This window comes from Paenirhizobium daejeonense, from assembly GCF_014280875.1.
GTDB classification, from domain to species: domain Bacteria; phylum Pseudomonadota; class Alphaproteobacteria; order Rhizobiales; family Rhizobiaceae; genus Allorhizobium; species Allorhizobium daejeonense.
The window spans coordinates 303,499-329,653 of sequence record NZ_JACLAL010000001.1; the positions used below are offsets into that span (position 1 = coordinate 303,499).

At 61.7% G+C, this 26,155-nt stretch carries 31 protein-coding genes and 1 riboswitch; of the genes, 12 read left to right on the plus strand and 19 right to left on the minus strand.

What is annotated here, in order from left to right; genetic code table 11:
• Positions 1–69 precede the first annotated feature (69 nt).
• Positions 70–876: a class I SAM-dependent methyltransferase gene (locus H4I99_RS01370; protein WP_163903918.1), complete on the plus strand. Its 807-nt coding sequence runs from the start codon at positions 70–72 to the stop codon at positions 874–876.
• A 103-nt stretch (positions 877–979) separates the two neighbouring features.
• Here the strand turns inward: H4I99_RS01370 and H4I99_RS01375 are convergent, their stop codons facing one another.
• From H4I99_RS01375 to H4I99_RS01385, 3 genes are all read right to left on the minus strand, one after another.
• Positions 980–1,225 (minus strand): DUF982 domain-containing protein, encoded by a 246-nt coding sequence (locus tag H4I99_RS01375; protein WP_163903920.1) that lies wholly within the window; start codon positions 1,223–1,225, stop codon positions 980–982.
• 69 nt (positions 1,226–1,294) lie between these two features.
• Entirely contained in the window at positions 1,295–2,065 is a 771-nt protein-coding gene (tam, locus tag H4I99_RS01380; RefSeq protein WP_163903922.1) for a trans-aconitate 2-methyltransferase, read from the minus strand.
• A gap of 53 nt (positions 2,066–2,118) precedes the next feature.
• Positions 2,119–2,772, minus strand: a complete 654-nt coding sequence (locus H4I99_RS01385) for a haloacid dehalogenase type II (protein WP_163903924.1) — start codon at positions 2,770–2,772, stop codon at positions 2,119–2,121.
• Between the two features lie 269 nt (positions 2,773–3,041).
• On the opposite strand from H4I99_RS01385, the gene H4I99_RS01390 reads away from it, so the two are divergent.
• Positions 3,042–3,929 (plus strand): branched-chain amino acid aminotransferase, encoded by an 888-nt coding sequence (locus H4I99_RS01390; protein ID WP_163903926.1) that lies wholly within the window; start codon positions 3,042–3,044, stop codon positions 3,927–3,929.
• Between the two features lie 37 nt (positions 3,930–3,966).
• Here H4I99_RS01390 and H4I99_RS01395 read toward each other — a convergent pair whose 3' ends face one another.
• Genes H4I99_RS01395 through cyoA form a run of 5 tightly spaced genes read right to left on the minus strand, consistent with a single transcriptional unit; the run spans position 3,967 to position 8,974 of the window.
• On the minus strand, positions 3,967–4,749 hold the full coding sequence (locus H4I99_RS01395) for an SURF1 family protein (RefSeq protein ID WP_163903927.1): 783 nt from the start codon (positions 4,747–4,749) through the stop codon (positions 3,967–3,969).
• A gap of 53 nt (positions 4,750–4,802) precedes the next feature.
• On the minus strand, positions 4,803–5,264 hold the full coding sequence (cyoD, locus tag H4I99_RS01400; RefSeq protein ID WP_163903929.1) for a cytochrome o ubiquinol oxidase subunit IV: 462 nt from the start codon (positions 5,262–5,264) through the stop codon (positions 4,803–4,805).
• Entirely contained in the window at positions 5,261–5,884 is a 624-nt protein-coding gene (gene cyoC, locus H4I99_RS01405; RefSeq protein WP_163903931.1) for a cytochrome o ubiquinol oxidase subunit III, read from the minus strand. The genes cyoD and cyoC overlap by 4 nt, the downstream gene beginning before the upstream one ends.
• Positions 5,881–7,866 (minus strand): cytochrome o ubiquinol oxidase subunit I, encoded by a 1,986-nt coding sequence (gene cyoB / locus H4I99_RS01410; protein WP_163903933.1) that lies wholly within the window; start codon positions 7,864–7,866, stop codon positions 5,881–5,883. The genes cyoC and cyoB overlap by 4 nt, the downstream gene beginning before the upstream one ends.
• Positions 7,856–8,974: a ubiquinol oxidase subunit II gene (gene cyoA / locus H4I99_RS01415; protein WP_163903935.1), complete on the minus strand. Its 1,119-nt coding sequence runs from the start codon at positions 8,972–8,974 to the stop codon at positions 7,856–7,858. The genes cyoB and cyoA overlap by 11 nt, the downstream gene beginning before the upstream one ends.
• 317 nt (positions 8,975–9,291) lie before the next feature.
• Between cyoA and H4I99_RS24635 the strand changes: the two genes are divergently transcribed.
• The 6 genes from H4I99_RS24635 to H4I99_RS01440 all read left to right on the plus strand — a co-directional run bounded on the left by H4I99_RS24635 (position 9,292) and on the right by H4I99_RS01440 (position 13,696).
• On the plus strand, positions 9,292–9,420 hold the full coding sequence (locus tag H4I99_RS24635) for a hypothetical protein (protein ID WP_280513846.1): 129 nt from the start codon (positions 9,292–9,294) through the stop codon (positions 9,418–9,420).
• A gap of 36 nt (positions 9,421–9,456) precedes the next feature.
• Positions 9,457–11,565 carry a S9 family peptidase gene (locus H4I99_RS01420; RefSeq protein WP_163903937.1) on the plus strand — a complete coding sequence of 703 codons (2,109 nt, stop codon included), beginning with the start codon at positions 9,457–9,459 and terminating at the stop codon, positions 11,563–11,565.
• 62 nt (positions 11,566–11,627) lie between these two features.
• Positions 11,628–12,149 carry a DUF1697 domain-containing protein gene (locus tag H4I99_RS01425; RefSeq protein ID WP_163903939.1) on the plus strand — a complete coding sequence of 174 codons (522 nt, stop codon included), beginning with the start codon at positions 11,628–11,630 and terminating at the stop codon, positions 12,147–12,149.
• Between the two features lie 216 nt (positions 12,150–12,365).
• A complete protein-coding gene (locus H4I99_RS01430) occupies positions 12,366–12,674 on the plus strand; it encodes a hypothetical protein (protein ID WP_163903941.1) in 309 nt (102 codons plus the stop codon).
• Positions 12,675–12,813: 139 nt separating this feature from the next.
• Complete coding sequence (locus H4I99_RS01435) at positions 12,814–13,227, plus strand: MerR family transcriptional regulator (protein ID WP_163903943.1); 414 nt, start codon at positions 12,814–12,816, stop codon at positions 13,225–13,227.
• Between the two features lie 10 nt (positions 13,228–13,237).
• Positions 13,238–13,696, plus strand: a complete 459-nt coding sequence (locus tag H4I99_RS01440) for a cupin domain-containing protein (RefSeq protein WP_163903945.1) — start codon at positions 13,238–13,240, stop codon at positions 13,694–13,696.
• An 11-nt stretch (positions 13,697–13,707) separates the two neighbouring features.
• Here H4I99_RS01440 and H4I99_RS01445 read toward each other — a convergent pair whose 3' ends face one another.
• Complete coding sequence (locus H4I99_RS01445) at positions 13,708–14,631, minus strand: alpha/beta hydrolase family protein (protein WP_163903947.1); 924 nt, start codon at positions 14,629–14,631, stop codon at positions 13,708–13,710.
• A gap of 311 nt (positions 14,632–14,942) precedes the next feature.
• On the opposite strand from H4I99_RS01445, the gene H4I99_RS01450 reads away from it, so the two are divergent.
• Both H4I99_RS01450 and H4I99_RS01455 read left to right on the plus strand, forming a co-directional pair.
• A complete protein-coding gene (locus H4I99_RS01450; RefSeq protein ID WP_163903949.1) occupies positions 14,943–15,431 on the plus strand; it encodes a GNAT family N-acetyltransferase in 489 nt (162 codons plus the stop codon).
• A 42-nt stretch (positions 15,432–15,473) separates the two neighbouring features.
• Positions 15,474–16,040: a DJ-1/PfpI family protein gene (locus tag H4I99_RS01455; protein WP_163903951.1), complete on the plus strand. Its 567-nt coding sequence runs from the start codon at positions 15,474–15,476 to the stop codon at positions 16,038–16,040.
• Positions 16,041–16,153: 113 nt separating this feature from the next.
• On the opposite strand, the gene H4I99_RS01460 is transcribed toward H4I99_RS01455, so the two are convergent.
• The 5 genes from H4I99_RS01460 to H4I99_RS01480 form a co-directional block, all read right to left on the minus strand.
• Positions 16,154–16,435, minus strand: coding sequence for a hypothetical protein (locus tag H4I99_RS01460; RefSeq protein WP_163903953.1), 282 nt, complete (start codon positions 16,433–16,435; stop codon positions 16,154–16,156).
• Positions 16,436–16,441: 6 nt separating this feature from the next.
• Positions 16,442–16,663: riboswitch (cobalamin riboswitch) on the minus strand.
• 73 nt (positions 16,664–16,736) lie between these two features.
• Positions 16,737–16,961, minus strand: coding sequence for a hypothetical protein (locus H4I99_RS01465; RefSeq protein ID WP_163903955.1), 225 nt, complete (start codon positions 16,959–16,961; stop codon positions 16,737–16,739).
• Between the two features lie 170 nt (positions 16,962–17,131).
• On the minus strand, positions 17,132–18,049 hold the full coding sequence (locus H4I99_RS01470; RefSeq protein ID WP_163903957.1) for a cytochrome c: 918 nt from the start codon (positions 18,047–18,049) through the stop codon (positions 17,132–17,134).
• Positions 18,050–18,150: 101 nt separating this feature from the next.
• Positions 18,151–18,594, minus strand: coding sequence for a c-type cytochrome (locus H4I99_RS01475; protein WP_163903959.1), 444 nt, complete (start codon positions 18,592–18,594; stop codon positions 18,151–18,153).
• 163 nt (positions 18,595–18,757) lie between these two features.
• Positions 18,758–19,396: a LysE family translocator gene (locus tag H4I99_RS01480; protein WP_163903961.1), complete on the minus strand. Its 639-nt coding sequence runs from the start codon at positions 19,394–19,396 to the stop codon at positions 18,758–18,760.
• 127 nt (positions 19,397–19,523) lie between these two features.
• Between H4I99_RS01480 and H4I99_RS01485 the strand changes: the two genes are divergently transcribed.
• Both H4I99_RS01485 and H4I99_RS01490 read left to right on the plus strand, forming a co-directional pair.
• Positions 19,524–20,225, plus strand: coding sequence for a helix-turn-helix transcriptional regulator (locus H4I99_RS01485; protein ID WP_163903963.1), 702 nt, complete (start codon positions 19,524–19,526; stop codon positions 20,223–20,225).
• 71 nt (positions 20,226–20,296) lie between these two features.
• On the plus strand, positions 20,297–21,520 hold the full coding sequence (locus H4I99_RS01490) for a glycosyltransferase family 87 protein (protein ID WP_163903965.1): 1,224 nt from the start codon (positions 20,297–20,299) through the stop codon (positions 21,518–21,520).
• On the opposite strand, the gene H4I99_RS01495 is transcribed toward H4I99_RS01490, so the two are convergent.
• From H4I99_RS01495 to H4I99_RS01515, 5 genes are all read right to left on the minus strand, one after another.
• Positions 21,517–22,395, minus strand: a complete 879-nt coding sequence (locus tag H4I99_RS01495; protein WP_163903967.1) for a metallophosphoesterase — start codon at positions 22,393–22,395, stop codon at positions 21,517–21,519. The two genes, H4I99_RS01490 and H4I99_RS01495, sit on opposite strands and share 4 nt — an antisense overlap.
• A 142-nt stretch (positions 22,396–22,537) precedes the next feature.
• A complete protein-coding gene (locus tag H4I99_RS01500; RefSeq protein ID WP_163903969.1) occupies positions 22,538–23,047 on the minus strand; it encodes a hypothetical protein in 510 nt (169 codons plus the stop codon).
• Positions 23,040–24,350 (minus strand): hypothetical protein, encoded by a 1,311-nt coding sequence (locus H4I99_RS24320; protein ID WP_194362002.1) that lies wholly within the window; start codon positions 24,348–24,350, stop codon positions 23,040–23,042. The genes H4I99_RS01500 and H4I99_RS24320 overlap by 8 nt, the downstream gene beginning before the upstream one ends.
• Entirely contained in the window at positions 24,347–25,105 is a 759-nt protein-coding gene (locus H4I99_RS01510) for an ABC transporter ATP-binding protein (RefSeq protein ID WP_163903971.1), read from the minus strand. Before H4I99_RS01510 ends, H4I99_RS24320 begins: the two co-directional genes overlap by 4 nt.
• A complete protein-coding gene (locus H4I99_RS01515; protein WP_163903973.1) occupies positions 25,102–26,154 on the minus strand; it encodes a FecCD family ABC transporter permease in 1,053 nt (350 codons plus the stop codon). Before H4I99_RS01515 ends, H4I99_RS01510 begins: the two co-directional genes overlap by 4 nt.
• Position 26,155: the final 1 nt, after the last annotated feature.

Sequence of the window (26,155 nt, forward strand, 5' to 3'; positions counted from 1 at the left end):
ACTTTCATAGTCAACTAATATCTTTTAGAAAGCTTCCAATGTCACTCATATTTCATGGGAATTCCCGAGATGCAGACTGCCGCAGCTCTTTCGAACCACGATCTTCGCGACGAGATCAAAGCCTACTGGTCGCTGCGGGCCGAGACCTTCGATAGCCAGCCCGGCCATGAGATTTTCTCGGAAGAGGAGCGAGCCGCCTGGCACGCTCTGCTGCGCCGTCATCTTGGTGGAGGCGAGAGCAGGGCGGCGCTCGATCTTGCCTGCGGCACTGCCGTCGTCTCGCATCTGCTGGATGACCTCGGCTTCAAGGTGACGGGAATGGACTGGGCGGAGCCCATGCTGGAAAGGGCGCGTGCCAAGGCCAAGGCGCGCGGTCGGCAGATCCGATTTCTGATGGGTGATGCGGAAAATACCATGGAGCCCGATGGCTCTTACGATGTCATAACCAACCGTCATCTGGTCTGGACACTGGTCGATCCGCTCTCCGCCTTCCGCGAGTGGCACCGTGTGCTGAAGCCGGGCGGCAAGTTGCTGGTGGTGGACGGCGATTTCGTCAATCCGGGCCTCGTCGCCAGGATCGCCAAACATCTCGCCGGCATTGCCTCCCGCCTGGGCAGCACAGATGCCAAGCCGCAGAACGGTCCTTTGACCGGTGCGATGACCGAGACCCACCAGAGCATCCTGTCACGGGTCTATTTCTCACAAGGCGCGCGTGCCGAGGCGGTCGCCAGCCTTTTGCGGGAGGCCGGTTTCTCGACTGTCACAGTCGATACCGACATGCGGGCGATCCATCGCACACAGAAGAAGAATTTCAGCTTCCTGAAGGGCCTCGAACGCGCCACCCAGCACCGCTACGCCATCTGCGCGGTGAAGTGAGGACTGGGCCGATTCCGGCAGCAGCGCTCGGCGGTTTGCTTGCCGCAAAATGCGTAAGGTAAATAACTGGCGGGGGGTTGGACAAGAAAGCCCGCGCGCCGGCTTACTTCTTCATGGCAATCCCGGCTTCGACAGCTGCGGCGATGAAGGCCTGACGGGCGTCCTCGTCCGTCTTCTTGCCGGCCTGTACGGCGGCGCAGACCAGAAGCGCCCGGTCGAGCGCCGGTCCGTCCTCGGTCGGCCAGTCCTCGATCATCGCCCAGGAGGCTGCCTCCGTCGTGTCGATCGTCACGTCGCCGCCGTCCTCGCCGAGCGCAAGAATGACAGGGTTTTTCCAGGGCTTGTTCATCGGGCGTGCTTTCGGAATGGAAGGGCCGGCGGTTGACCCTCCTGATTGACGAAGCGTTTCTTACACAAGTTACGCCTTCACCGCCACGACGAAGAAGCGAGAGAATTTCAGGAGCACCCGGCCGTCGGCCATGGGCGGATAGGCCTGCCGGATGCGGTCGGTATAATCGGCAAGAAAGGCGGCCTCGTTTTCGGCCCCGGCAGCGGTGAGATAGAGGCGAAGCCCGGTGCCCTTCACCCATTCGACGATTGCCTCTGCATTGGCCATCGGGTGATAGTATATGGTGTGCCAGACATCGACGCGGGCAGCTTTTGGCGAAAGCCGTTCCATGTAGCTGGCGGGGGAGGGAAGTCGCGCACGCCTCAGGCGTCCTCCGGAAAATGCGTTCTTCCATGGTCCGGCGGCGCCCGTTTCCTCCATCAGCAGATGTGTTGGCTGGTCGAGATTGTCGGGCATCTGTACCGCGAGCACGCCGCCGGGTGTCAGGTGATCCATCAGGCGTTCCAGTAGTGACAGGTGATCAGGAAGCCATTGGAACACGGCATTGGCATAGAGGAGGCTGGCGGGCTGAGGCGGGGTCCAGCTCGCAAGATCGGCCTGAAGGAAGGGTGTGTCCGGCAGCCGCTTGCGCGCCTTTGCCAGCATGTCCTCATCGCTGTCCAGCCCGGTGACTGCGCCCGCACCGAAGCGCTCGGTCAGGAGTTCGGTGGAATTGCCGGGGCCGCAGCCCAGGTCGAAGACATGGCTCGCCTCGCCAAGTGGCACCTGCGCAAGCAGGTCGCGGGCGGGACGGGTGCGTTCATTCTCGAACTTGAGATATTGCTCGGCTGACCATGCCATGACGTTCTCCCTGAATTGATGTCGCCCATGTCTGGCTGGCAGTGGCGACAATATTACGACGGCAGACTCTCCAGCGAGGGCAGGATGAGATCCGGTCCGTGATCGGCATATTCGTCCGGCAGGCCGGTGCGGTTGATCCACACCGTGCGAAAGCCGAATTTCTTTGCACCGGCGATGTCCCAGCGGTTGGACGACTGGAAGGAGACAGCATGGGGATAGAGCCGGTAGCCGGTTGTCACCATGTCATAGGCCTGGGGCGCGGTCTTGTAGGCGCGGATCGCATCGACCGAGAAGACATCGTCGATCACGGTGTCCAGCGCGGCGTTCTTCACGGCCGCGGCCAGCATGTCCGGCGAGCCGTTGGAGAGGATCGCGACCTTCGCGCCCCCGGCCTTGAGGCTCTTCAGCACCGCCGGCACTTCGGGATAGCAGTCGAGCTTCCAGTAGGCCGAAAGCAGGTCGGCGCGTAGCGACCGGTCGACCTCCGGCATGCGGGCGAAGGTATAGTCGAGCGCCTCTTCGGTGAGCTTCCAAAAGTCACGATAACTGCCCATCAGCGTGCGCACCCAGGAATATTCCAGCTGCTTGGCCCGCCACATCTCGGAGAAGCGCAGATGGTCGGGACCGGCCTGTTCGGCATGACGGCGCACGGCCGCATGCACGTCGAACAGGGTGCCATAGGCATCGAAGACGAAGGCTGCTGTCATCTCTTCCCCACCTGGGTCTGACTATCGCCGGATCGAAGGCGAACCATTGACCGGACTATGCCACGCCGCAACGGCGGCGCGAAGGTATGCGACCGATCACTAATTTTGATCGATATATTTGACAAGCTGTTGATTCAACGAAAAGATCTTGCGCAGCGAAAAGCCCGCGCCACGGATTGTTGCCAATTGGCTTTTCGCGCGGAGTTTGTCCTTGACCTTAAGGCATGGCCTGCCCTTGATGGCTTCAACGACAAGAACAGGAGACCGCCATGGCCGTCGATACATCCGCCCGCACCGCAACCTGGACCTATGTTGACGGAGAATGGATCTCCGGCAATCCTCCGCTCATCGGGCCGGTGTCGCATGCCATGTGGTTGGGCTCGACGGTGTTCGACGGTGCCCGCTGGTTCGACGGCATCGCACCGGATCTCGACCTGCATTGCCAGCGCATCAATCGTTCGGCCTTGTCCATGGGAATGAAGCCGACGGTGGCGGCGGAGGATATCGAGAAGCTCGCCTGGGAAGGTGTCAAGAAGTTCGACGGCAAGACGGCAATCTACATCAAGCCGATGTACTGGGCCGAGCATGGCGCGCCGTTCTCGGTCGTCGCCGCCGATCCTGAATCCACCCGCTTCGCCCTTTGCCTGTTCGAGGCTCCGATGAACACGGCCAAGCCGTCGTCGCTGACGCTTTCGCCCTTCCGTCGCCCGACGCCGGAATCGGCCATGACCGGCGCCAAGACCGGCAGCCTCTATCCGAATTCCGGCCGCATGCTGCATGAGGCCCACGGCCGCGGCTTCGACAATGCGCTGGTGCGTGACATGAACGGCAATGTCGTTGAGACGGCATCCTCGAATGTCTTCATGGTCAAGGACGGTGTGGTTATGACGCCGGTTGCGAACGGCACCTTCCTCGCCGGCATCACACGCGCCCGCATCATCGGTCTGCTGCGTCAGGCGGGTTTCGATGTGCGTGAGGTGACGCTTTCGGTCGAGGACTTCATGAACGCCGACGAAGTCTTCACCACCGGTAACTATTCCAAGGTGGTTCCGGTCGTCCGTCTCGACGATCGCCAGTTCCAGGAAGGCCCGGTCGCGCGCAAGGCTCTCGACCTCTACATGGACTGGGCGCGTTCGACCCACGGCACCGACGGCTGAAGCGCATAGCGCCGTCGGCGTGCGAGGGGAGGGGAAATCACTCCCACTCGTCGTCGTCGGCTTCGTGACCTTCCGGGCGTGCGCGGCTCTTGCCGAAGAAGCCCTCGAAACGCAGGAATATGCCGTACATGAACAGGGTCATGGCTGCCATGGCGAACCATGTGATCGCATAGGACAGATGGGAATTGCGGAAATTGAGCACGGTCATGCCGCCACGTGGCCATGCGCTCGGATCAGATCCGGCCTCCTGATCGACGAAATAGGGCGCGGCGGGAGAAAGCCCGAGCGTCTTGGTGATAGAGCCGATATCTCGGCGAAACCACTTCTTCCCTTCGGCGTCGTTGGGACGTGAAAACAGCCAGCCGCGATCTTCCGAAATCCTCAGCAACCCGTTGACGGTCACCACCCCTTGCGGTGGCGTGCGCTTCGCAGGGTCCTTAAGGTTCTCCGGCACGAAGCCCCTGTTGATCATGACCACTGTGCCGTCGTCGCGCTTCAGCGGCGTCAGGATCCAGTAGCCGGGACCAAGAACGGTTGGCGTATAGATCTGCACCTCGTCCTCGTTGAGGAACATGCCGGTCAGCGTGACGTGGCGATATTCGTCGTTGCTCTGGGTGATTGAGCCCCACTCGCTCTTAGCGGGAGCGGGAACCACGGCTGCTGCGACCCGCGCGTCGACCTTGTGGATCAGATCCAGCTTCCAGTACAGCCGGTGCACCTGCCACATGCCGAGGGATACGAAGCCGGTGGTCAGTAGTGCTGCAAGCGCCGAAACGATCCAGAAACGCGGGCGGGTGATGATCGAGAGGCGGTCGGCCATGGCAAGCGGTCCTTGAAACGAAGCGGGCGCCATTCTGGCGCCCGCAAGTGTCATCAATGCGACTGATGTTCGGCGCCCGGTTCCGGCGCAATACCGGTCGTCTCGGCGTCACCCATCATCTGCTGCATCGCGTCGTTGCCCATGGGCATCATGTTCGCGTTCATGTTGTGCATGACCCAGAGCGAACCCGCCAGCACGATCATCAGGATGATGACGGTGAGCATGGTGGACGCCATGGTCCAGCCTTCTTCCTGGCTGTTGTTCAGGTGCAGGAAGTAGATGAGATGCACGATGACCTGCACGGCGCCGAGGCCCATGATGATCGCGATCATCGCAGTCTTGCTGATCTCGACTTCGGCCATGACCAAGCCGAAGGGGATGATGGTCAGGATCGCGGCGAGCGCGAAGCCGATCATCAGGGTCGAGAGGCTGCCGTGGCCGCCGTGATCGCCATGGCTGTCATGGCCGCCATGGGCGTGGTCTGCGTGAGCGGTGGAGTGGCTGTTGGAGCTCATTGTACGATCCCCACGAGATAGACGAAGGAGAAGACACCGATCCAGATCAGGTCGAGGAAGTGCCAGAACATGCTGAGCGTCGTCAGGCGGCGGCGGTTGGCTTCGACCAGACCGCGCTGGCTGACCTGGATCATCAGCGTAATGAGCCAGATGAGGCCACCGGTGACGTGAACGCCGTGGGTGCCGACCAGCGTGAAGTAGGCCGACAGGAAGCCAGAACGCTGCGGGCCCGCGCCGATCTCGATCAGGTGATGGAACTCATAGATTTCCATGACGATGAAGCCGAGGCCGAGCACGCCGGTAACGGCGAGCCAGCCGAGCACGCCCGACTTGTTGGACTTGTCCATCTGCAGCATGGCGAGGCCGAAGGTGATCGACGACAAGAGCAGCAGGACGGTTTCGGCCAGCACGAAGCCCGGCTCGAACAGGTCGGCCGGTGCCGGGCCGCCCGCAAAGGAGCGGCCGAGCACGGCATAGGTGGCGAACAGGCATCCGAAGATGATGCAGTCGCTCATCAGGTAGACCCAGAAGCCGATCGAGGTCGGGCTGCTGTGGTGGCCGTGATCGTCGTCTTCTTCGACGACGGTGACGGGAGAGTTGATCTTGACGGCTATGTTCATGCCAGCGCCTCCTTGCTCAGCGCTTCCTGCTTGGCGATCTCTTCGACCGGGATGTAGTAGTCGCGGTCATAGTTGAAGGTATGGGCGATGCCGGTGACGAGCGCGGCGAGGAAGGCGAGAGCTGCCAGCCACCAGATGTACCAGATCAGCGCGAAGCCCAGGACCAGCGAGAAGAACGACAGGATGAGGCCCATCGAGGTTCCCTTCGGCATGTGGATCGGCCGGTAGGTCGTCGACCAGCGGAAGCCTTCCTTCTTCATGCTCCACCAGGCGTCGATGCCATGGACACGGATCGTCTGCGGGAAGTTGTAAGGGGCCGGCGGAGACGTCGTTGCCCATTCCAGCGTACGGCCGTTCCACGGATCGGGACCGCAGCGTAGGGCTTCGCGGTTCTTGATGGAGACGGCGATGCCGATGAAGGTGCAGGCGATGCCGAGTGCGATCAGGACTGCGCCAAAGGCGGCCACGATGAAGTAGATCTGCCAGGCGGTGTCCATGTACTGCGAGACGCGGCGGGTGACGCCCATCAGGCCGAGCGCATAGAGCGGCATGAAGGCGAAGTAGAAGCCGATGAACCAGAACCAGAACGAACGTTTGCCCCAGGTGTCGTCCAGCTTGAAGCCGAACGCCTTCGGCCACCAGTAGGTGATCGCGGCGAAGACCCCGAAGACCACGCCGCCGATGATGACGTTGTGGAAGTGGGCGATGAGGAACAGCGTGTTGTGCAGCTGGAAGTCGACCGGCGGAACCGCGAGCAGAACGCCCGTCATGCCGCCGATGGTAAACGTCACGAGGAAGCCGACCGTCCAGAGCATCGGTACTTCCATCCGCACCCGGCCCTTGTAGATGGTGAAGAGCCAGTTGAAGATCTTGGCGCCCGTCGGGATCGAGATGATCATCGTGGCGATGCCGAAGAAGGTGTTGACGTTGGCGCCGGAGCCCATCGTGAAGAAGTGGTGGAGCCAGACGACGAACGACAGGACCATGATGCAGGCGGTCGCATAGACCATCGAGCGGTAGCCGAAGAGCGGCTTGCCCGAGAAGGTGGCGACGATTTCCGAGAAAACGCCGAACATCGGCAGGATCAGGATGTACACTTCCGGGTGGCCCCAGATCCAGATGAGGTTGACGTACATCATCGGGTTGCCACCAAGGTCGTTGGTGAAGAAGTGCGTGCCGATGTAGCGGTCAAGCGTCAGCATGGCGAGCGTAGCGGTCAGGACCGGGAACGCGGCGACGATCAGGACGTTGGCGCAGAGCGAGGTCCAGGTGAAGACCGGCATGCGCATCATGGTCATGCCCGGCGTGCGCATCTTGAAGATGGTTGCGATCAGATTGATGCCCGATAGCGTCGTACCCACGCCTGCGATCTGCAGCGCCCATAGGTAATAATCCATCCCCACCCCGGTTGAGTAGGCGGCACCCGACAGCGGCGGATAGGCAAGCCAGCCGACGCGTGCGAATTCGCCGACGAACAGCGAGATGTTGATGAGGATCGCACCGGCGGCCGTCATCCAGAACGAGAAGTTGTTCAGGAACGGGAAGGCCACGTCACGGGCGCCGATCTGCAGCGGCATGACGTAGTTCATCAGGCCGGTGATCATGGCCATGGCCATGAAGAAGATCATGATGACGCCGTGGGCGGTGAACACCTGGTCATAATGGTGCGCGGGCAGGAAGCCCTCGGCCCCGCCGGCCGCCATGGCCTGCTGGGCGCGCATCATCAGGGCGTCGGCAAAGCCGCGGACGAACATAATGAACGCCATGATGATGTACATGATGCCGATCTTCTTGTGATCGACGGAGGTGAACCACTCGTTCCAGAGGTAGCCCCACTTGCCGAAATAGGTGACCGCGCCGAGCAGCGCGATGCCACCCAGCACGACGGCACAGAAGGTGCCGACGAGGATCGGCTCGTGGAGAGGGAGGGCGTTGAGATCCAGCCGCCCGAAGATCAGGTGCTGAAGGTTTTCAGAGAGCATTTTCAGCTCCTTTCTCGGGGGCGAGCGACATGGCGGCAGCCGCGGCGCTGATCAGGGTCTCGGAGGTGCAGAGCTGGTTGATTGCTGCTGCCTTGGCGATCGTCTCGGCGCTCGGGGTCTCGCGCTGGGAGGTGATCAGTTCGCCATGGCCATCCTGTGCCCGGTGTTCGTCGTATTCGTAGAGGCCCTTGTCCTTCAGGCCGTCGAGGCCGCCGCCGCCCTGCTCGTCCTGCATCATCATCTGATGCATGCAGACCTTGCCGGGTTCGACACACAGACCGACGATGCGCTGGAACAGATCCGGCATCACGCCGGCATAATAGGCGACAGGAACGGAAAAGGACGGCTTGTCCAGTTCGATATAGGCATCCTGGGTGAGCTCGACGCCGCTGCCGCGAACCTTGGAAACCCAGGTGTCGAAGTCGGCATCGGTCATGGCGAGCGTCTGGAATTCCATCTGCGAGTAGCCGGGACCCGAATAATTGGCCGAACGGCCGTAGAAGGTGCCGGGCTTGTCGGCGATCATGTGCAGCTTCGTTTCCATGGCCGGCATGGCATAGATCATGCCCGCGAGCGCCGGTACGGAGAAGGCGTTCATCATCGAGGAAGCGGAGAGCTTGAGGTTGACCGGACGACCGGCCGGAATGGCCAGCTCGTTCACGGTCGCGACGCCCTGCTCGGGATAGATGAACAGCCACTTCCAGTCGAGCGCGACGGCTTCGACTTCGATCGGCTTGCCGAAGCTTGCATCGAGCGGCCGGTATGGGTCGAGCTTGTGGGTGTAGATGTAGGTCAGCGTACCGAGGGCGGCGATGATCAGGACCGGAACGCCCCAGATAAAGATCTCGAACTTCGTCGAATGATCGAAGTCGGGCTCGTAATCGGTGTTATCCGGCCGGTTGGCACGGTAGCGCCACGGAAAATAGACGCCCATGATCATCACGGGGATGATGATGATCAGCATCAGCAGGGTCGAGTAGATCAGCAGATCGCGCTGCTGTTCCGCGACCCAGCCCGACGGATCGAGCAGCACGTAGTTGCAGCCCGAAAGCAGCGACGCCGCTGCAAGAACGGGCGCGATGCGCAAAGTCTTCTTGAGAATGGTCATATCGTTCTTCATGGCGAGCAAGAGCACTCCCGCTTCGCCCGGGGCGATGCAGGTTGGCGGTTGTTGCTTGACGGCCGGCGGCCAAAGTTCCGACCGCGCGACCGTCCGTTATGAAGAAAAAGCTTGGGAGGATCTTCTTCGGAGGCCTTCCTGCTCCCATTTTTGAAAAAGGTTAAGTGGCCACCCTGTGACAAATCGTCACAAATGAGACCGTCGCGGGCAGTACTGATCACTTTTGCTTGATGAATTTGGTACAAAAGTGAGGAAAAATAGACGTTTATCAAATCAGGCGACAGGGGAGGTCAAGGTGTCGCAGCGTGCGCATTGATCCCGATCAAACCGTGGAAAACCACCCCGAGGCCGCTTGCCTGTCGCAGCCCGGAACATTCTCCACCCCGCCGGATTTCGCCTTGATCGCCGCGCTGCCCCTCTCTATCTCTCTTTGAAGCCAACATGTTTTCCTTGCGAAGGAAGGTTCTGCCTTGTCCGTCTTCAACAATCTGCCCGCTGCCCCGAGTGCTGCCAAAAAGCCCGTCACCGACACCCGGCACGGCATCACCCGCACTGACGATTATGCCTGGATGCGGGCCGACAACTGGCAGGCGATGTTCAAGGATCCGAGCCTGCTCGATGCGGAGCTGCGCAAGCATCTGGAGGCTGAAAACGCCTATATGGAAGCGGCGATGGCTGATACCAAGGACCTCCAGAAGGTGCTGTTTGCCGAAATGAAAGCCCGTATCAAGGAGGACGATTCGTCCATCCCGATGAAGGACGGCCCCTTTGCCTACGGCACCGCCTTCGTCACCGGCGGCGAGCAGCCGCGCTATTTCCGTATTCCCCGCGACGCTGACCACAAGGACGAATCGGGTCGGAAGCTTCTGCTCGACGGCGATAAGGAGGCCGCCGGCAAGGACTATTTCCGTCTCGCCGGCATTGATCATTCGAGCGACCATGCCTTCGGCATCTGGGGCTATGACGACAAGGGTTCGGAATATTTCACGTTGCGCGTGCGCAATCTCGAAACCGGCGAGGATCTGCCCGACGTGATCGAGAATACCGGCGGCGGCGGCGCATGGGCGCCTGATGGCAAGAGCTTCTTTTATACGCTTCAGGACGAGAACCACCGTCCGTCGAAGGTCTTCCATCACATCATCGGCCAGCCGCAATCCGCGGACCGGCTCGTCTATGAAGAGGAAGATCCCGGCTTCTTCATGGGCGTCGGCGGCTCGCTGCTCGACGACTACATCTACATCGATATCCACGACCACGAGACCTCCGAATATTACCTGCTCTCGACCAAGGATTTGACGGCGGCGCCGAAGCTGGTGGCAAAGCGGGAGGAGGGCATCGAGTATTCGATGACCGAAGGCGGCGACGTCTTCTACATCCTCACCAATGACGGCGGCGCCAAGGACTTCAAGATCATGGAGGCCCCGGTCGAAGCGCCGGGCAAGGAAAACTGGAAGGAGATCGTCCCGCACGAGCCGGGTCGCCTGATCCTTTCCCACATGGCGTTTGCCCGCCATCTCCTGTGGCTGGAGCGCCGCGACGGTCTGCCGGTCATCATGATCCGCGACCGCAAGTCCGGCGAGGAACATTCCATCGCATTCGCCGAGGAGGCCTATTCGCTCGGCCTTCAGGGTGCCGCCGAATACGACACCGACGTCGTCCGTTTCTCCTATTCGTCGATGACGACGCCGTCCCAGCTCTTCGACTACAACATGGTGACGCGTGAACGTGTTCTGCTGAAGACGCAGGAAGTTCCTTCCGGCCATAATCCGGATGATTACGTCACACGCCGCGTCTTCGCCGAAGCCCATGACGGCGAGAAAGTCCCGGTCACGCTTCTCTATCGCAAGGATACGAAGCTCGACGGTTCCGCGCCCTGCCTGCTTTATGGTTACGGCGCCTACGGCATCACCATTCCGGCCGGCTTCAACACCAATTGCCTGTCGCTTGCCGACCGCGGCTTCGTCTATGCCATCGCCCATATTCGAGGCGGCAAGGACAAGGGCTTCTCCTGGTATGAAGACGGCAAGATGGAGAAGAAGGTCAACACCTTCAAGGATTTCATCTCCGCCGCCGATCATCTGGTGAAGGAGGGCTTCACTTCCTACGAGAACATCATCGCCGAGGGCGGTTCCGCCGGCGGCATGCTGATGGGCGCGGTCGCCAACATGGCGCCGGAGAAATTCGCCGGCATCATCGCCGCCGTTCCCTTCGTCGATGTCCTGAACACCATGCTCGACGACACGCTGCCGCTCACCCCGCCGGAATGGCCGGAATGGGGCAACCCGATCGAGTCGGAAGAGGAATATCGCTGGATCGCCGCTTATTCGCCCTATGACAATGTCGGCGAGAAGCCCTATCCACCGATCCTCGCACTCTCCGGTCTCACCGATCCGCGCGTCACCTATTGGGAACCGACCAAGTGGGTGGCAAAGCTGCGCGAGAAGGCGACAGGCGAAGCTCCGATCCTCCTGAAGACCAACATGGCCGCCGGCCACGGCGGCAAGTCCGGCCGCTTCCAGCGCCTCGAGGAAATCGCGTTCGAATATGCCTTCGCCATCAAGGTGGCGGGGAAGATGTAACGGCTGACGCATCGCGCCCCTTTTCCGGGCGCGATGCGTCAGGATTTAAAGGGAGCCATGGCATGACCGTCCACATTGCCTTGCTCCGGGCCGTCAATGTCGGCGGCACCGGAAAGCTCCCGATGAGTGAGTTGAGGGCGCTTGCGGAAGATCTCGGGCTTCGCGACGTCTCGACCTACATCCAGAGTGGCAACCTGATCTTCCGTGACGATGAAGACGCGACGTCTGTCGCGGGGCGGCTGGATGCGAGCCTGGCTGAAAGGCTTGGCAAGCCGCCCGGTGTTTTCGTGCGCAGCGCCTCTGAACTCGACGCCATCCTCGCTGCCAATCCCTTTCCTGACGCAATCCCGAGTCAGTTGCTGGTGACCTTCTTCGCAGAACTGCTACCCGATAATGCGCTGTCTGGTCTGATGGCGCCCGATGGCGAGGAGGTCGTCGTCCTCGGTCGTGAGATCTATGTGCATTATCCGATCGGTGTCGGTCGGTCGCGGCTGAAACTGCCGGTTCTCAGGCACGGCACGGCGCGCAATATCAATACCGTTGCCAAGCTGTCGCAAATGGCGCACGCCCTCGGTGAGGCCTGATCCGGGCCGCCGAAATCCTTTCAGACATAAGAAACGTCTTGCGCCGTAGGTTTGTCACCCTGCTGCGACCTTGTCGCGCCTGTTCCGATTCGCGGCGCGGTTCGCGCTTTTGAATTTTAGGCAAGCCTTGTTTGTGTCCCTCACCTGCATGACGCAAGTTTCGCGCAAGGTTCGATGGTTAACGAATGGTTAACTTTTGAAACGAGAGCTTCCGACATGCGAATCGACAGCAGTCTGAACAGCTATTATTACCAGAACAGATATATCCCGACCTCCATCGAGGGCGAGGATGGTGCAAGCGAGCAGGCGCCCGTGTCGACGCCGCGCAACGCCGGTTCGGGTGGTTTCAGCAGTTCGTTGGTTTCGAACTCCCTGGCAAGTACTCTCTGGGTGGTTGAAGGCGGGCGCAAGCCTGTGCCCTCCATAACGCAACGTGTTATGGTGTCGGATGACCGCAGTGAAGCCAAGAAGGTAGAGGACCTCTACCGGGAGTACGAGTCGAGCCTCGAGGAATATGACGCCTGAGGGGCGCTCATATACGGATAGTTCAAAGGCGCCTTAGGCGCCTTTTTCGTGTCGGCAATCCTGCTTCTTGATTCCACGAGTGGTAAGTCCTAACTTCTCTAGAGACTAGAGGTTTTTGAGGGCAGGAGAGGACGCAGGAATGTTCTCGATTGGAGATTTGTCCCGGCGCACCGGGGTCAAGGTGCCAACGATCCGTTATTACGAGCAGATGGGCCTGATCGCGGCGGCCGACCGCACGGAAGGCAATCAGCGTCGATACGAGCAGGCCGATCTCGAGCGGCTGGCCTTCATCCGCCACGCCCGCGATCTCGGTTTCCCGATCGATGCAATCCGCGAGCTGCTGGCGTTAAGCCGCCATCCCGACGAACCCTGCGAGCGCGCCGACGATATCGCCCGTGAACAACTGATCGAGGTGCGCGAGAAGATCGCCCGCCTCAGGAAGCTGGAGGATGAACTGGAGCGCATCGCCTCCCATTGCGGGGGGCATAGCGTTGGCGATTGCTATGTCATTCGAGCGCTGTCCGACCACGGCCTGTGCAACCACGAACATTGAGGAGATGGGCATGCCGGTGATCAGGCAGGAGGATGCTGCGCTGGAGCGAGGGGCAGGCGAGGGGATTTATGTGGAGCTTGGCCCTTATTCGGCCCGGCTGTTGAGCGATGCTGGAGGGCTGACCCAGTTCCGTGCCTTTCTGGAAACCCTGCCTCCCGGCTCACGCTCCTCGCACAAGCATTGGCACGAGCGAGAGGATGAATTCGTCCTGGTCGTGTCCGGCACGGTCACATTGTTGGAAGGGGGCGAGACGACCGAGATGCACCCAGGCGACGCGGCGACCTTCAAGGCTGGCGTTGCGGTTGGCCATTGTCTGGAAAATCGTTCGACTGCGCCGGTCACCTATCTGGTTGTCGGCACGCGCGGTCCGGACGACGTGGTGCATTATGCAGAGAAGGATCTCCTCCTGACCAAGGTCGGATTCGAAAAGCGACTGACCGACAAGGCCGGCAATCCGGTTGTCCGTTAAGCTCCCTGGGATCAGGCGGCCACGCTGCGGAAAAAGGTGATCGAGCGGGATATGGCCTTCGGCAGGGCGGTAGTGTGATCGCCCTCGATCCGGCTGGCCTCGATCGCAAGCCCGGCGGCCTTCGCCCGCTTTTCCATCAATCTGGCGCCCTGGTTGAGATGCGGCTCTTTGGTGCCGTGCATCAGGTATGTGGGGCATTTCAGGCTCTGCGCATAACAGAGCGCGGTGCGAACCTCGAACTCGCGGACATCGCTGTCGTCGAAGCGGATATCCTCCGGATAGCGCCGGAAGAAGCGGAAGGCATTGGGATTGCCGGAAATGGGAACGGCGGCGCGGAACCGGTTCGACGCCATGGCTGACAGCATGGTCAGCGTGCCGCCGATGCTGTGGCCGGCGATGAACAGGCGGTTGCCATCGACCCCCGGCATGCCGGCGAGATGATCGGCGGCGGCCAGAACATCGTTCACCTCGTTATAGAAGCCGGAGAATGAGCCGGCCTGCCCGTTCTCTCCTCTAACCGTCGGCATCATGACCATGTAGCCGGAGTCGATATAGGGTTTCATCAGCGTCCAGTGGCCGGCGCCCATGGCATTGCCGCCATGCAGGAACAGGACGCCGGGGCGCAGCTTGTGCGACGGCTGGTGCTTCGAAACCCATGCCGCAAGATGCAGGTTGCCATTATGGCCGGAGGTGTAGAAGACGCGCTCCGCATTGGCCGGAGGGTCGAGTGTCTCGTATTTGTCCGGTGCCGGTCCCCTGGTCAGAAGATGGGTGCGGAAGGCTTGCCGATCGTGCGCGTAGTCCCTGCCGATCAGTGGCGGGTTCACGGGTGTATCGAGTGCGCTGGCGATGTCGGGCAGCATCAGCGTGCCGAGAAGTCCACCGAGAACGGCTCGGCGCGAGATTGTTTTTTCGAAATTCCGATCAGACGTCATGACAGCGATCCACAAGATCCAAGCCCCGCTATTTTTGCGCGCTTTTCGGCAAAGGCAAGGCACGATGACGTTACGATTCTGCAGAAAACGCCTGCTTCGGCACGCTCATGTTTCGGCCGTTGACAATCGATTGAAATGGGTGCATTGCATGCAGCCATGATCGACGCACGCGCACTCATCTCCTGCACGTATTTTTGGGCCTACCGGTAACCGGCGGCCCGACAGATCATCTTGTCAACAGGCCGCCGTCAGGCGGCCTTGTTGTTTTCAGCAGCTTCTCCTGATGGCGGTAACCGAAAAGGGAAGCGAAAATGACTGAAGATAACGATATCACCCTGCCACGGCCCCCAGTCGTGATCATCCGCGCTGCCAAGCGTCAGGATCTTCCGGCGCTCAACGAAATGATTGCATCGCTCGCCGCCCATCATGGCGACGCCTCTGCCATGACGCCGGAAAAGCTGGAGCGCGACCTCTTCGGCCCCATGCCATGGATTTCCGCCCTTGTTGCCGATAGCGGCGAAGGCCTGATCGGCTACGCCATTCTGGTGCCGCTCTACAAGGCCCAGGAAGGCAAGCGCGGCATGGACCTGCATCACCTCTATGTCCGTGACGGCCAGCGCGGTAACGGCATCGGCCAGCATCTTGTCGCGCGTGCGAAAGAGATGGCGCGCCAGTCCGGTTGCGACTACCTTTCCGTCAGCGCCGCCACCGGTAACTTCGCAGCCCATCGCTTCTACGAGCACATGGATTTCGTTCCGCGTCCGGTCACGGGCATGCGCTACATGCAGGCCCTGTCCTGAGTCTCGACCGCTTACGAAACGCTGTTTGCGAAGGAAAATCGCATGCCCCGTATTATCGTCGCCCTGCAGGACGACTTCGCCGATTGGGAACCCGCACTCCTGATGGCCGCCGCGCGCTACTATCTGGATTGTGAGGTTCTCACAGCCTCGCCGGATGGCAAGCCGGTAACCTCGATGGGCGGTCTCAAGGTGACGCCCGACATCAGCTTTGCCGAAATCGATCCGGCCAGCTCCGATGCGCTGGTCATTCCCGGCGGTTATGCCTGGGAAAAAGGCAAGGCCTTCGATTTTTCCGGGCTTGCGAACGGTTTCCATGCGAAGGGCAAGATCGTCGGCGGCATCTGCGCGGCCGCAAGCGCGCTTGCGGCGACCGGCGTTCTGGATGGTGTCGCCCATACCGGCAATTCGCTTGCCTCGCACAGCAAATATCCCGGCTATCACGGTGCCGGGCGATACGTCGACCGGCCGCAGGCCGTCTCCGATGGCGGCATTGTGACCGCGCCCGGCAATTCTCCGGTGACGTTTACCGCGGAAGTGCTGAAGGCGCTGGGCCTCTGGGGGCCGGCTGCCGAGAGCGAAATCACGGCATTCTCCGCCGAGCATCGATGATATGACGCGGCCTGGAGCATAATCCGACCGGAGCGAAGCGAAGATCGATAAGATTATGGCGCAAAAAGAAAGCCTTAGGCCGACGGTCCGATTCATTCGGATCGAAACGCGGTCTAGAGCACTTCCAGTGCGCGGCGGATGTCGCGGCTGTTCAGGCTGAAGGCGTCGCCTTCGGGTCTTTCGCGTCTGAGCTTGCGATCGGCGGCGAGAAGGAAGGCCGGGTGATGCTGGCCGAACCAGTCCATGCAGTCCTGAGGTGTCGGAGAGGTCTGTCCCGTCAGGCTGCGAAACGCCAGACGGTGGACGAAGCTGCGGCAGCCTGAAGCTTCATGCAGGAAGACCAGCGCATCGACATCGATGCGCCAGTCGAATTCGGGGCAGGGGCTTCCTGCCATATCGGATCAGGCTTCGAAGCGACGGCGGAAATAGCCGCTTAATGCGCCGAGCAGTCATGACCCCTGAACTGCCTTCCCGGATTGCTCCAGTGGCGTTGTCGTTCAGGCGTTCACCGCTCACAGCTGCGGGGGCAGCCACGAATCGAGCCCCGTCAGGGTCGTCCCTATCGTGTTCCCTATTAATCCCCGAAGCGCCGCTTCCGGGGAACCATCGGAAGCCACTATCGGAGGCTGCAAAGGCCGTGTCAGTCGCCAGTCATGCAACGGGCGAGAAATTTCAGGGGGGTGAGGCCGTTCTGCTTCAGTGCCGGACCGGAGGATTTTCCGACCATTTCTGCAGCGTCGTCTTGATCAGGATCAGTGCCGCCTGCTGGGCGTGGTCCCGTTCGCGCGGGTCTACGATGCCGGACAGACGTTTTTCGAAGGCGGTAACGGTCTCATTGACCCAGCGATGCAGGGCAGGGTCGGGATAGTTGTCGAGCAGCGAGCGCAATGCGCTCTCCATCCGACGTCGTTCTATGCTCATGCCGTTTTCGCTCTCCAAGTGACGGCGGACACTCTGTCGGGTGAGGCTTGCGCGATGCTGTATTTTAGAATTCTCGCAGCGACGCTTTCGGCGCTGTGGGGGAATGCCGGCCTTGCTTTCCGGCTGGTCGGCGTGACGTTCTTTGCGAAACGCCACGCCCCCGGATCGTGTTATTTCACTGCCGGTATCGCCTTCAGATACGCGGCGATCGCCTCGCGGTCATCGGCGGTGATCGCCGCCATGTTCTTCTGCACCTCGACCATGGAGCCGCCGACGCTGTCGAACTCGGGCGTGAAGCCGGTTTCGAGATAGCCGACGATATCGCCCTCCGACCATGAGCCGATGCTTTCCGAGCCGGGCGTGATGTTGGGGATCTTACCTTCGCCTTCCGGGTTCGGGCCGCCGGCCAGCCATTTGCCGGCCTCGAAACCGCCAAGCGCGTCGCGCGGCGTATGGCATTCGCCGCAATGGCCCGGTCCCTCGACCAGATACTGGCCACGCTTCAACTTATCGTCTCGCGCGGTGAGCGTGACGCGCGGCGCGTCGTTGAAATAGAGGAGTTTCCAGCCGCCGAGAACAAGGCGGATGTTGAAGGGAAACGGCAACTCATGCGCGGGCGCCACGGCGTCGCTGGCCGGCACCGTCTTGAGGAAGCCGTAGAGGTCGTTGATGTCCTTCGGCGTCATGCGCGCATAGGAGCCGTAGGGGAATGACGGGTAAAGATGTTCGCCGTTGCGACCGACGCCGCGGGTCATGGCGTCGCCGAATTGCGCAAGCGTCCAGCTGCCGATGCCGGCCGTCGGGCTGCTGGAGATATTGGGCGCGTAGAACGTGCCGAACGGGCTTTTCAGCGGCGCGCCGCCGGAAAGGATGAGGCGAGCATCGCCTTCCGCGCCGGATGCCGCGTGACAGCTTGCACAGCCGCCGGCGAAAAACACGTCTCGTCCGTTGACGAGATCGGGTTCGCCGAGATCGGCCCAGTGCGAGGGATCCTGTCTCGTCGGCGCGGTAATGAACACGAAGGCAGCGGCTCCCGCCGCGCCAAGTGCGACCAGGGCGCCAAGTCCCTTCAGCAGTTTCGATGCCATGGCACCCTCCAGCCTCTCTTGTCTTGTAAAAATAACGCGGCAAAATGCCGGTGCCGGCTCTGCTTTATGCAAAGCGCGGCGACCGGCATTTCGCCTGACGCTTATTTCTTCAGGCGGTAGGACTGGTGACAGTCGCCACAGGTGCTGCCGACGGCCTTCATGACCGCGCCGACGCCTGCCTGGTCGACCGGCATGGCGGCGAGCTGCGCATCAGCGGCGGCCCCGAGGGCGTGTGCCTTTGCCTTGAAGTCATCCATGTTTTCCCAGATCTTCGGGCTGGCTTCGGTGTCGAGGCCGACTTCCGAACCGGCCGGGAACTGGTCGGGGAATGCCTTGGCGACTTCCGACATCGTGGTCAGCGAAGCCTTCACGACCTCTGCATCGAAGGGCTTCTCGCCCTTGGCGATGGCGCCGATAGCGCCCATTGCGCCACCGACCTTCTTCATCATCTCCTGCCGGACGACCTGCGCCTCGTTCGCAGCGATCGCGGCGCTCATCCCGAGACAGGCGATGGCGGCAGCGGCCATGACAAGTTTCAGCTTCATCGATTTCTCCGTTTGTGTCGGCCGGACGTGCCGGCGGTTCTGGGGGCGCCTGAGGGGCAACTGGATGTTTGCAAAATTCACAAGGCGGAATGAAGTCACATTCCGGTGATGCTCGAAAATGATGTCAAAGATTTGATTTTTATCCAAAAATCTCTCCGGGAAACTAGGTGGCCGAGGTGACGCCGTGGATTAGCGTGAGCGCGGCAGCGACGATCAGCAGGGCGCCGGCAGCGCGCCCGATCCAGATCGTCATCGCCGGCCGCGCGGTCAGCAGGTGGCGGGCTCTGTCACCAGCCAAGGCCACCGCGCCATAGACGCCGCCCTGCACAGTAACGGTCATCAGCCCCAGCACGAGACCCTGCGCAAGGATCGGTCCATAGACGGGTTTCAGGAATTGAGGATAGACCGCGATCACGAAGAGATAGGCCTTGGGATTGAGCAGGCAGGTCGTCACCGCCCGTCGGAATGTGGTGAGGAGCGTAGTTGGCCCCGCCCCATCGACGGTGCCGACGGTAATTGTACCTCTTGCCAGCGAAAGGCCGATCCACATCATGTAGATTGCGCCTGCAATCACGAGGGGCAGGAACAGACGCGGAGCGTAAGCGACAAGGATGCCGGTGCCGAGCGTACCGTAAAGCGAATGCACTGTTCCACCTGCCATCATGCCTGCCGTCGCGGTAAAGCCGGCCTTGCGTCCTCCGGCAAGAGCGCTTGCCAGGACATAGATCATGTCCATGCCCGGCACTATGATGATGCCGAAAACCAGCAGAAAGAACAGCCAGAGCGTTTGCGTGTAGTCCATGTCAGTATCCTCGGGTAAGAAAGTCCACCGGAGGTCAAAAATTTCCGGTTTCACAGGAGTTTGTGGGCTTTCTTAAAAGTCCCCAACTGACATCATTGTGTCAGTTGTCTCGCCGGGAGTTGAGGAAATGAGAAAGGCTGCGCGTCTCTTCGAGATCATTCAGATCCTTCGGCTTTCCCGCCATGCGGTCACTGCGGCCGAAATCGCCGAGCGGCTGGAGGTCACGCCCCGCTCGATCTATCGCGACATCGTCGCATTGCAGGCGATGCGCGTGCCTATCGAGGGCGAGCGTGGCCTTGGCTACATTCTGCGCCCCGGTTTCGACCTGCCGCCGCTGATGTTTTCCGTCGAGGAAACCGAGGCGATCGTGCTTGGGTTGGCCCTTCTGGATCGAACCGGGGATCGGTCACTCAAGACGGCGGCGCGCACCGTCAACGACAAGATTTCCGCTGCCGTGCCGGAGCCGTTGAGGCGCAGCCTGCAGGCGCCGGTGCTGAAGGCCTGGGGAAGCGTGGCGGCCACCCCCGCGACGCTCGATCTTGCTGCCGTTCGCGGAGCTATCCGGGACGAGCAGTCCCTCGATCTGACCTATCGGGATGCCGGAGACCGGCAGACCGAGCGTCGTGTGCGGCCGATAGCGCTGATTTATTATTCTGATACGATGAATCTCGTTGGCTGGTGCGAACTGCGTTCGGCGATCCGCAATTTCCGTGTGGATCGGGTTATCGTCTGCTCGCTGGCGCCGACTTTCTTCCGGGGAGAGGGGGATATGCTGAGAAGGCGCTGGATGGATGGATGGGTTGATGGCTCGGGAATGAGGGATTCCTGAGTGCAATATTCCGGTTTTGTGCTTTCTTAACAGCGAAACCATATGATGACGCATCCAACGGGGAGTTTGGCATGATCACGACGGGGTCGCAGGAGGCATGGCGTAAAGGATGGCGGCAGCGGCCGCTTCTGTTGATTATTTCGCTTGCCGGGATTGCACTTTTTGCCGCTCTAGTCGGGTTTATGCTCGGCCTTATCAATCCCGATGCCGATGTCTTTGCCGGCCGCAACCATGTGAATGTGTGGCTGGGATCCTCGCTGCTGCTCTCGGGAAATGCGATGGAGCTTTTCCGCGGAGCGGAAGTCTACTCTACCCATGTGCTCTCGGTGTTTGGGGTCGGGGCCGGCTGGCAGTACTGGAGCTATCTTCCCCATGCGCTGCTGGTTTTCGCGCCGTTTTCCCTTATGCCTTATCTGCCTTCGGCGCTCGTCTTCCTGATGGCGACACTGGCGCTTTACGGTCATGCCGTCAGCCTGCAGGATCGCGATTTCCCGCCGTTCTCGGCACTGCTCCTGCTGCCCTTTCTTCTGGCCAATATCCTCGCTGCCGATAGCGGCTATCTGACCGCGGCCCTGATGCTTTACGGTCTCGGCCTTCGCGATCGTCATCCCGTACTCGCGGGCATCGCCATCGGGGTGCTGACGATCAAGCCGCAGCTCGGCCTTCTGCTGCCGGTCCTTTTGATCTTCGAGGGCAATTGGCGCACCTTCCTCGCCGCGGTGGCGACGGCTCTCGTGATGGTGGCGCTGTCGCTTGCGCTTGTCGGCGTGAATGGTTGGATCGGCTATGCCGCGTTCAATGCGCCCTACCAGATCTACCTGATGAACAATCTGGGCGGGTTCTTTCCCAATCTGGTGCCCTCTGTCTTCGGCTCCATGCGTAGCCTCGGCTTCCCCGCCGAAGCTGCCCGGCTGTTTCATATGCCGGTGGCGCTGGCCGCCATCGCGGCCTTTATCTGGAGCCTGATGCGGCTCCAGTCGCCGCTTGCCCGTTCCCGCAGCCTGCTCTACGCCACCTTCCTGATCTCGCCTTATACGCAAAGCCATGATCTCGGCGCGCTGGCGGCTCTCGCGGCCCTTGCCGCCCGGCCGGAGCCGGCGCTTCCCCGGAGCCTCGCCATGCTGCGCATCATACTCTCGGTGCTGGTCGCCCTCGTGCCGCTCGTTACCCTTCTGCTTGGCCTGAAAGGGCTGCCGCTCGCACCGCTGGTGCTGCTGCTGGCCTATGGCCTGACGCTTGCGACCGACAGGATGCTGGAGGCAAGTGCCGCGCCGGCACGCGTCCAGATGGCCTAGCCGGCAATCGATGCGGTATTCGCCGACGTGATGGAAAGCCGGCGGTCTTCCTCGCGGCCGAACCCATGGATTTCCAGCCGTTCGTCAAACAGTTCGACCACGGAAAACGCATTCTCGTCCGGTGTGTCGACCATGCCCTTCATGTTGACGAAATGGGTGCCGTTCAGCAGGCCGTAATTGCCGGCGTGGTTATGACCGCAGAAATAGGCCAGAGCCGCAGGCGATCTTGAGATCACGCCAGCCACCTCTTCGGCACCCCAGAGATTGTGATCGTTTGCCGGAGCGAGTGGATAATGGCCCATCACGATCGCGGGTTCGCCTGTCGCTTCGGCAAGTTTCAGCCGTTCGTCCAGCCATTCGGTCTGCGCAGCGCTCATGCCGGCATTCCACGTCTGGGCGTTCGCGGCGCCGGCGGCGCGCAATGCTTCAAGCCGGGTCTCGGCCTCCTGTCGACGGGCGTCGCCCGGCGGTGGCGCGAACAGCGAAACCTCGTTGCCATCGGTGAGGATCACGCGCACGCCCTTGCAGACGAAATCGTAATAGGGCGAGGGCATGCCGAGCCTGTCGTGGATTTCCGCCAGATGTTCCGGTGCGACGGCGAAATCGTGATTGCCGGGCAGGAAGAGCGTTCGGTGGCGAAGGCCGCTATAGACGTCGAGCACGCGGTCGAAATTGTCAAAATCCCGGTCGATCACGTCGCCGAGCGTGACGACGAAATCGAGATCCTCGGCGTTCAGCCGGGCAATCGCGGCCTCAAGCTTGTCGAGGCTCTTTGCGTAGTAGCGATTGAGCGTCAGGTTGGGTTCGATCGGCGCATATTGCGGATCGGCGATCAGGCCGAAGCGGAGGCGGGGAAGAAGACTGTCTGAGGGCATGTTCTACACATCATGAAAACCAGCCGCGGGAATAGGCCGCCGGTATGACAGTCGTGTGACGCGGATCGCCGGTGTTGACCGCCGGCGATCTTTTCCCGAGATGGAAAGGCTTGGCCCGCTCCGGTATTCCGGGGGGACGACGTCAGAGAACCTTCGCCACGTAGATGTCGCCTGCCGGCAGCGGCAGAAGACGTTCGGCCATCTCGACCTTCAGCGCCTCGTGGCGAGCGGTTTCGTCTTCCGTCTTGTCCTTCTTGGCGCCGAGCGTGACGAACTCCTCGCGCACATGGCCAGGCTTGATCCTCACCTCGACGGTTTTGCCCCTGTAGGTGAAGCGCCAGACATAGGGGCCGGGAGGATCGGAAATCACATCCTTGCCGCCGAGGCTTCGGTCGACCGTCAGCCGCCCGTCCGTCAGGACCCGCGTTGCCATTTCGATGGCATCACGACCGCCGGGGCCTGGAAATGCGGTGACCACGGTGATTTCGCGGCGCTCCGGCGGCGTGTCGGCGAGAAGGGGAAAAGCCGCCTGCATCGCCTTCAATCCATGCACCACGCCGCCCGGAAATCCGCCGCCGTGATAGGCGTTGATATCGGCGAAGGTGAAAGTGAGGTTCTTGCCGCCTTCGCGGACGGTAATCGTGTCATGCATGGGTGTAGGCCCTCAGATTGGGAATGAACCGGTCGAGGAAACGGGTCGTCGCCGGCATGAAATGCGAACCGTGATGGAACATCGGATCGAGCGAGGAAATGATCATCCGTCCGGGTGTCGAGACGTCGTCGACGTAGAGGATCGCGCGGCCTTCTCCGTCACGGGCGAGAACTTCGGCACCTTCGGGCGGCACGAACCAGCCATGCAGATGCCAGGTGACCTCCTTGTCGCCGATATCCTTCATCAGCGGGTGGGAGGCAGCTGTATCGGTTACCGTCACGCCGAGATCGGCCTCGGGGTCGAGCCACCACCACCAGTTCGTCGGCGTCTCGGTGAAGTCGATGGCCGGAAGCCAAAGGTCGGAATGGCTTTCCCCGAGCGCGACGACCGTGCCGCCGGCGGCGAGATGGTGTGCAACGACGTCTTTCTGCGCGATCATTCGATGTGCGGGCGTGCGGCAGGGAACCCAGAGCACATCGTCGGGGCGCAGCACCTCGCCGAGTTTCTCTGGTGCCGTCACCACGTCGAAATACCCGGCATAGCGCGGCCCTTCGAGGCTGCGGATATTGTAGTAGGTGCCGGAGGAGGGGGTGACGATGCGCCGGCCGGTCTTGCCTGAGGATTTCGGGCCGGTATAGGCCTCCGCCTCTGCCAGCGGCAGGTTGTCGGAAGGCTTTGCCGAATTTGCGGGCCAGGGATCGAGGCAGGGGCCGCCATTGACCCAGTCGAGGATACGGGCGGAAAGTCCCGGGGCCAGCCCCCATTCCATCCCCATGCTGGCGAGGTCGTTGCCGGCATGGGAGAAGATGCGCCCGCCACGCGGCCGCGCCCAGACCCAGTCGACCGGCACCTGAGCCGGTCCCAGCCCGTTGATGGCAACGGCACCCTCCGGCAGGGGATTGCAGCCGCGGCCATAGAAACCGGCCACGCCCTTGTTGGCTTCCAGCTTTTTCAGGTCGAGACCGTCATAGAGCGGATGCGGATTGATGGAAGAGAGATCGAAATCCGCCCGCTTTGGAGCGTCGATTGGCCGGTATTGTGCCATCCCGTCCACTAGGGCGCGCACGACATGGCCGTTGAAGAACCAGCGTCCGCCGGCATCGAGAAAGGCTTCGAGCGCGGGCTTCAGCGCCAGAAGGGCGTTCTGGTCGAGCTGCTGTCCGGTGATGAGGCCCGTGTGGGCGGCGAGCACCTCCGCCGTCAGATCCTTCTGCTCGACGATGACGACATCGCCGCGCGCCGCCGCGTCCAGAATGCCCGGCGACGGTTTGCCATAGGCGGATTTCAGATAGATCGTGCTCATGCTGCCTCAATTCCGGCGAATGCGGGCAGGATTGCCCGGCGTGTTTCGCCAACTGGTCCGGCGACATCGACCCAGCGCATCGGGACGCCGTAAAGCTCGGTCAGCCGCTCCGGCTCGATCATGTCGGCAACGGTGCCGTGGACCTCACGTCCGCCCGGCATCATCATCAACACGTCGTCTGCGGCGGCGAGTGCGTGGTTCGGGTCGTGGGTGGTGAAGATGATGGCGTAGTTGCGCCGAAGGCGCAGCGCATCCAAGAGTTCCAGTGTCTTTGCCTGATTGCCGAGATCGAGCGCTGAGGTCGGCTCGTCGAATACCAGTGCCTGCGATCCTGTGGCGAGCGCCCGGGCAATCAGCACCAGCTGGCGTTGGCCTCCCGACATCCGGTCGTAGCGCAGGCCGGCAAGTGCCGAAGCGCCAACTTCCGCTAGTGCTCCCTCTGCCGCGTCCCTGTCCTCGCGGCGCGGCTGGCCGAACAGTCCGAGATGAGCCGCGCGGCCCATCACCACGACATCGAGGCCGGAAAGCCTTGCCTGCGATGCCCCATGCTGGGGCACATAACCCGCGACCTTCGGCGCGTGACGGCTGCCGTCGGCAAGCCGCTGGAAGCCGAGAAGAGCTCTCAGCAGTGTGGTCTTGCCGCGACCGTTCGGGCCGAGGATGGCGAGTGAACGGCCGACGGGAACCGAGAAACTGACATTGCGGAAGAGCGTGCGCTGGCCAAAGGTGACCGAAGCGTTTTCGAGGCCGATCATGCGCGGTTCGCCTCCCTGAAGTGACGCCGCAGAAGCAGGCCGAAGACCGGAGCGCCGATCAGCGCGGTCAGCACGCCGAGCGGGATTTCGGCCGCTGTCAGCGTGCGGGCCAGCGTATCGATGAAGGTGAGATAGGCGGCCCCGAGCAGCGCCGATGCCGGGATCAGCGCCCTGTGATCCTCGCCGACGAGGATGCGCGCGGCATGCGGCACCACGAGGCCGATCCAGCCGACGATGCCGGCGACCGCGACCGATGTGCCGGTCATCAACGATATGGCGGCAAAGACGATCCAGCGCTCGCGGTCGGGATTGACACCGAGCGAACGTGCCTCGCTGTCTTCCAGTGCCAGCAGGTTCAGCCGGTAGCGCAGCAGCCAGACGGCGAAGAGACCGAGCGCCATGCCGGGGACGGCAAGCCACAGCCTTGCCCATGTGGCGGTCGAAAACGAACCCATCAGCCAGTAGACGATGGCCGGCAGCGACGTGTTCGGATCGGCGACGAACTGCACGATGGAAACCAGCGCGGCAAACATCGCGCCGACCACCATGCCGGAAAGGATGACCGTAATGATCTCGGTGCGTCCGTTGATCCGGGCAAGCGCGCCGACGAGGATGAGCGCGGCAAGCCCGAGAATGAACGACATGCCGAGCAGTACGATGCCGGAATAGCCGAAAAGGATCGCAAGCGCGCCACCGAAGGCCGCACCCTGGCTGATGCCGAGCACCTGCGGTGAGACGAGGGGATTGCGGAAGACGCCCTGAAGCGACGCGCCGCCAACGGCGAGTGCCGCGCCGGACAGCGCCGAGAGCAAGACTCGTGGCAGGCGCACCAGCAGCACGATGCGCTCGTCCATCTCGTCCGGGATCGTGCCGGGGTTGAGGGCTCCGTTGAGGAGGATTTCCGCGATGCGGGGCACGGAGACGGAAAACCGGCCGGCCCCGATGGAAAACAGCATGGTCGCGACCAGTCCCGCGATCATCAGTCCGAAGATGCCGATCCTCAGTGCGGAGACACCGCTCCGCACCGGTTCAGTCGCGACCGCGCTCATT

What these genes read in the sequence shown, in the direction of transcription:
- H4I99_RS01440 (WP_163903945.1), top strand. Translation starts at nt 13,238, where the DNA reads ATGCCGGTGATCAGGCAGGAGGATGCTGCGCTGGAGCGAGGGGCAGGC.
- cyoC (WP_163903931.1), bottom strand. Translation starts at nt 5,884, where the DNA reads ATGAACATAGCCGTCAAGATCAACTCTCCCGTCACCGTCGTCGAAGAA.
- cyoD (WP_163903929.1), bottom strand. Translation starts at nt 5,264, where the DNA reads ATGAGCTCCAACAGCCACTCCACCGCTCACGCAGACCACGCCCATGGC.
- H4I99_RS01510 (WP_163903971.1), bottom strand. Translation starts at nt 25,105, where the DNA reads ATGATCGGCCTCGAAAACGCTTCGGTCACCTTTGGCCAGCGCACGCTC.
- H4I99_RS01460 (WP_163903953.1), bottom strand. Translation starts at nt 16,435, where the DNA reads ATGGCAGGAAGCCCCTGCCCCGAATTCGACTGGCGCATCGATGTCGAT.
- tam (WP_163903922.1), bottom strand. Translation starts at nt 2,065, where the DNA reads ATGGCATGGTCAGCCGAGCAATATCTCAAGTTCGAGAATGAACGCACC.
- H4I99_RS01450 (WP_163903949.1), top strand. Translation starts at nt 14,943, where the DNA reads ATGACTGAAGATAACGATATCACCCTGCCACGGCCCCCAGTCGTGATC.
- H4I99_RS01385 (WP_163903924.1), bottom strand. Translation starts at nt 2,772, where the DNA reads ATGACAGCAGCCTTCGTCTTCGATGCCTATGGCACCCTGTTCGACGTG.
- H4I99_RS01470 (WP_163903957.1), bottom strand. Translation starts at nt 18,049, where the DNA reads ATGGCATCGAAACTGCTGAAGGGACTTGGCGCCCTGGTCGCACTTGGC.
- H4I99_RS01375 (WP_163903920.1), bottom strand. Translation starts at nt 1,225, where the DNA reads ATGAACAAGCCCTGGAAAAACCCTGTCATTCTTGCGCTCGGCGAGGAC.
- H4I99_RS01480 (WP_163903961.1), bottom strand. Translation starts at nt 19,396, where the DNA reads ATGGACTACACGCAAACGCTCTGGCTGTTCTTTCTGCTGGTTTTCGGC.
- H4I99_RS24320 (WP_194362002.1), bottom strand. Translation starts at nt 24,350, where the DNA reads ATGAGCACGATCTATCTGAAATCCGCCTATGGCAAACCGTCGCCGGGC.
- H4I99_RS01495 (WP_163903967.1), bottom strand. Translation starts at nt 22,395, where the DNA reads ATGCCCTCAGACAGTCTTCTTCCCCGCCTCCGCTTCGGCCTGATCGCC.
- H4I99_RS01445 (WP_163903947.1), bottom strand. Translation starts at nt 14,631, where the DNA reads ATGACGTCTGATCGGAATTTCGAAAAAACAATCTCGCGCCGAGCCGTT.
- H4I99_RS01515 (WP_163903973.1), bottom strand. Translation starts at nt 26,154, where the DNA reads ATGAGCGCGGTCGCGACTGAACCGGTGCGGAGCGGTGTCTCCGCACTG.
- H4I99_RS01395 (WP_163903927.1), bottom strand. Translation starts at nt 4,749, where the DNA reads ATGGCCGACCGCCTCTCGATCATCACCCGCCCGCGTTTCTGGATCGTT.
- cyoB (WP_163903933.1), bottom strand. Translation starts at nt 7,866, where the DNA reads ATGCTCTCTGAAAACCTTCAGCACCTGATCTTCGGGCGGCTGGATCTC.
- H4I99_RS01390 (WP_163903926.1), top strand. Translation starts at nt 3,042, where the DNA reads ATGGCCGTCGATACATCCGCCCGCACCGCAACCTGGACCTATGTTGAC.
- H4I99_RS01455 (WP_163903951.1), top strand. Translation starts at nt 15,474, where the DNA reads ATGCCCCGTATTATCGTCGCCCTGCAGGACGACTTCGCCGATTGGGAA.
- H4I99_RS01485 (WP_163903963.1), top strand. Translation starts at nt 19,524, where the DNA reads ATGAGAAAGGCTGCGCGTCTCTTCGAGATCATTCAGATCCTTCGGCTT.
- H4I99_RS01370 (WP_163903918.1), top strand. Translation starts at nt 70, where the DNA reads ATGCAGACTGCCGCAGCTCTTTCGAACCACGATCTTCGCGACGAGATC.
- H4I99_RS01475 (WP_163903959.1), bottom strand. Translation starts at nt 18,594, where the DNA reads ATGAAGCTGAAACTTGTCATGGCCGCTGCCGCCATCGCCTGTCTCGGG.
- H4I99_RS01435 (WP_163903943.1), top strand. Translation starts at nt 12,814, where the DNA reads ATGTTCTCGATTGGAGATTTGTCCCGGCGCACCGGGGTCAAGGTGCCA.
- cyoA (WP_163903935.1), bottom strand. Translation starts at nt 8,974, where the DNA reads ATGACCATTCTCAAGAAGACTTTGCGCATCGCGCCCGTTCTTGCAGCG.
- H4I99_RS01490 (WP_163903965.1), top strand. Translation starts at nt 20,297, where the DNA reads ATGATCACGACGGGGTCGCAGGAGGCATGGCGTAAAGGATGGCGGCAG.
- H4I99_RS01430 (WP_163903941.1), top strand. Translation starts at nt 12,366, where the DNA reads ATGCGAATCGACAGCAGTCTGAACAGCTATTATTACCAGAACAGATAT.
- H4I99_RS01500 (WP_163903969.1), bottom strand. Translation starts at nt 23,047, where the DNA reads ATGCATGACACGATTACCGTCCGCGAAGGCGGCAAGAACCTCACTTTC.
- H4I99_RS01465 (WP_163903955.1), bottom strand. Translation starts at nt 16,961, where the DNA reads ATGAGCATAGAACGACGTCGGATGGAGAGCGCATTGCGCTCGCTGCTC.
- H4I99_RS01425 (WP_163903939.1), top strand. Translation starts at nt 11,628, where the DNA reads ATGACCGTCCACATTGCCTTGCTCCGGGCCGTCAATGTCGGCGGCACC.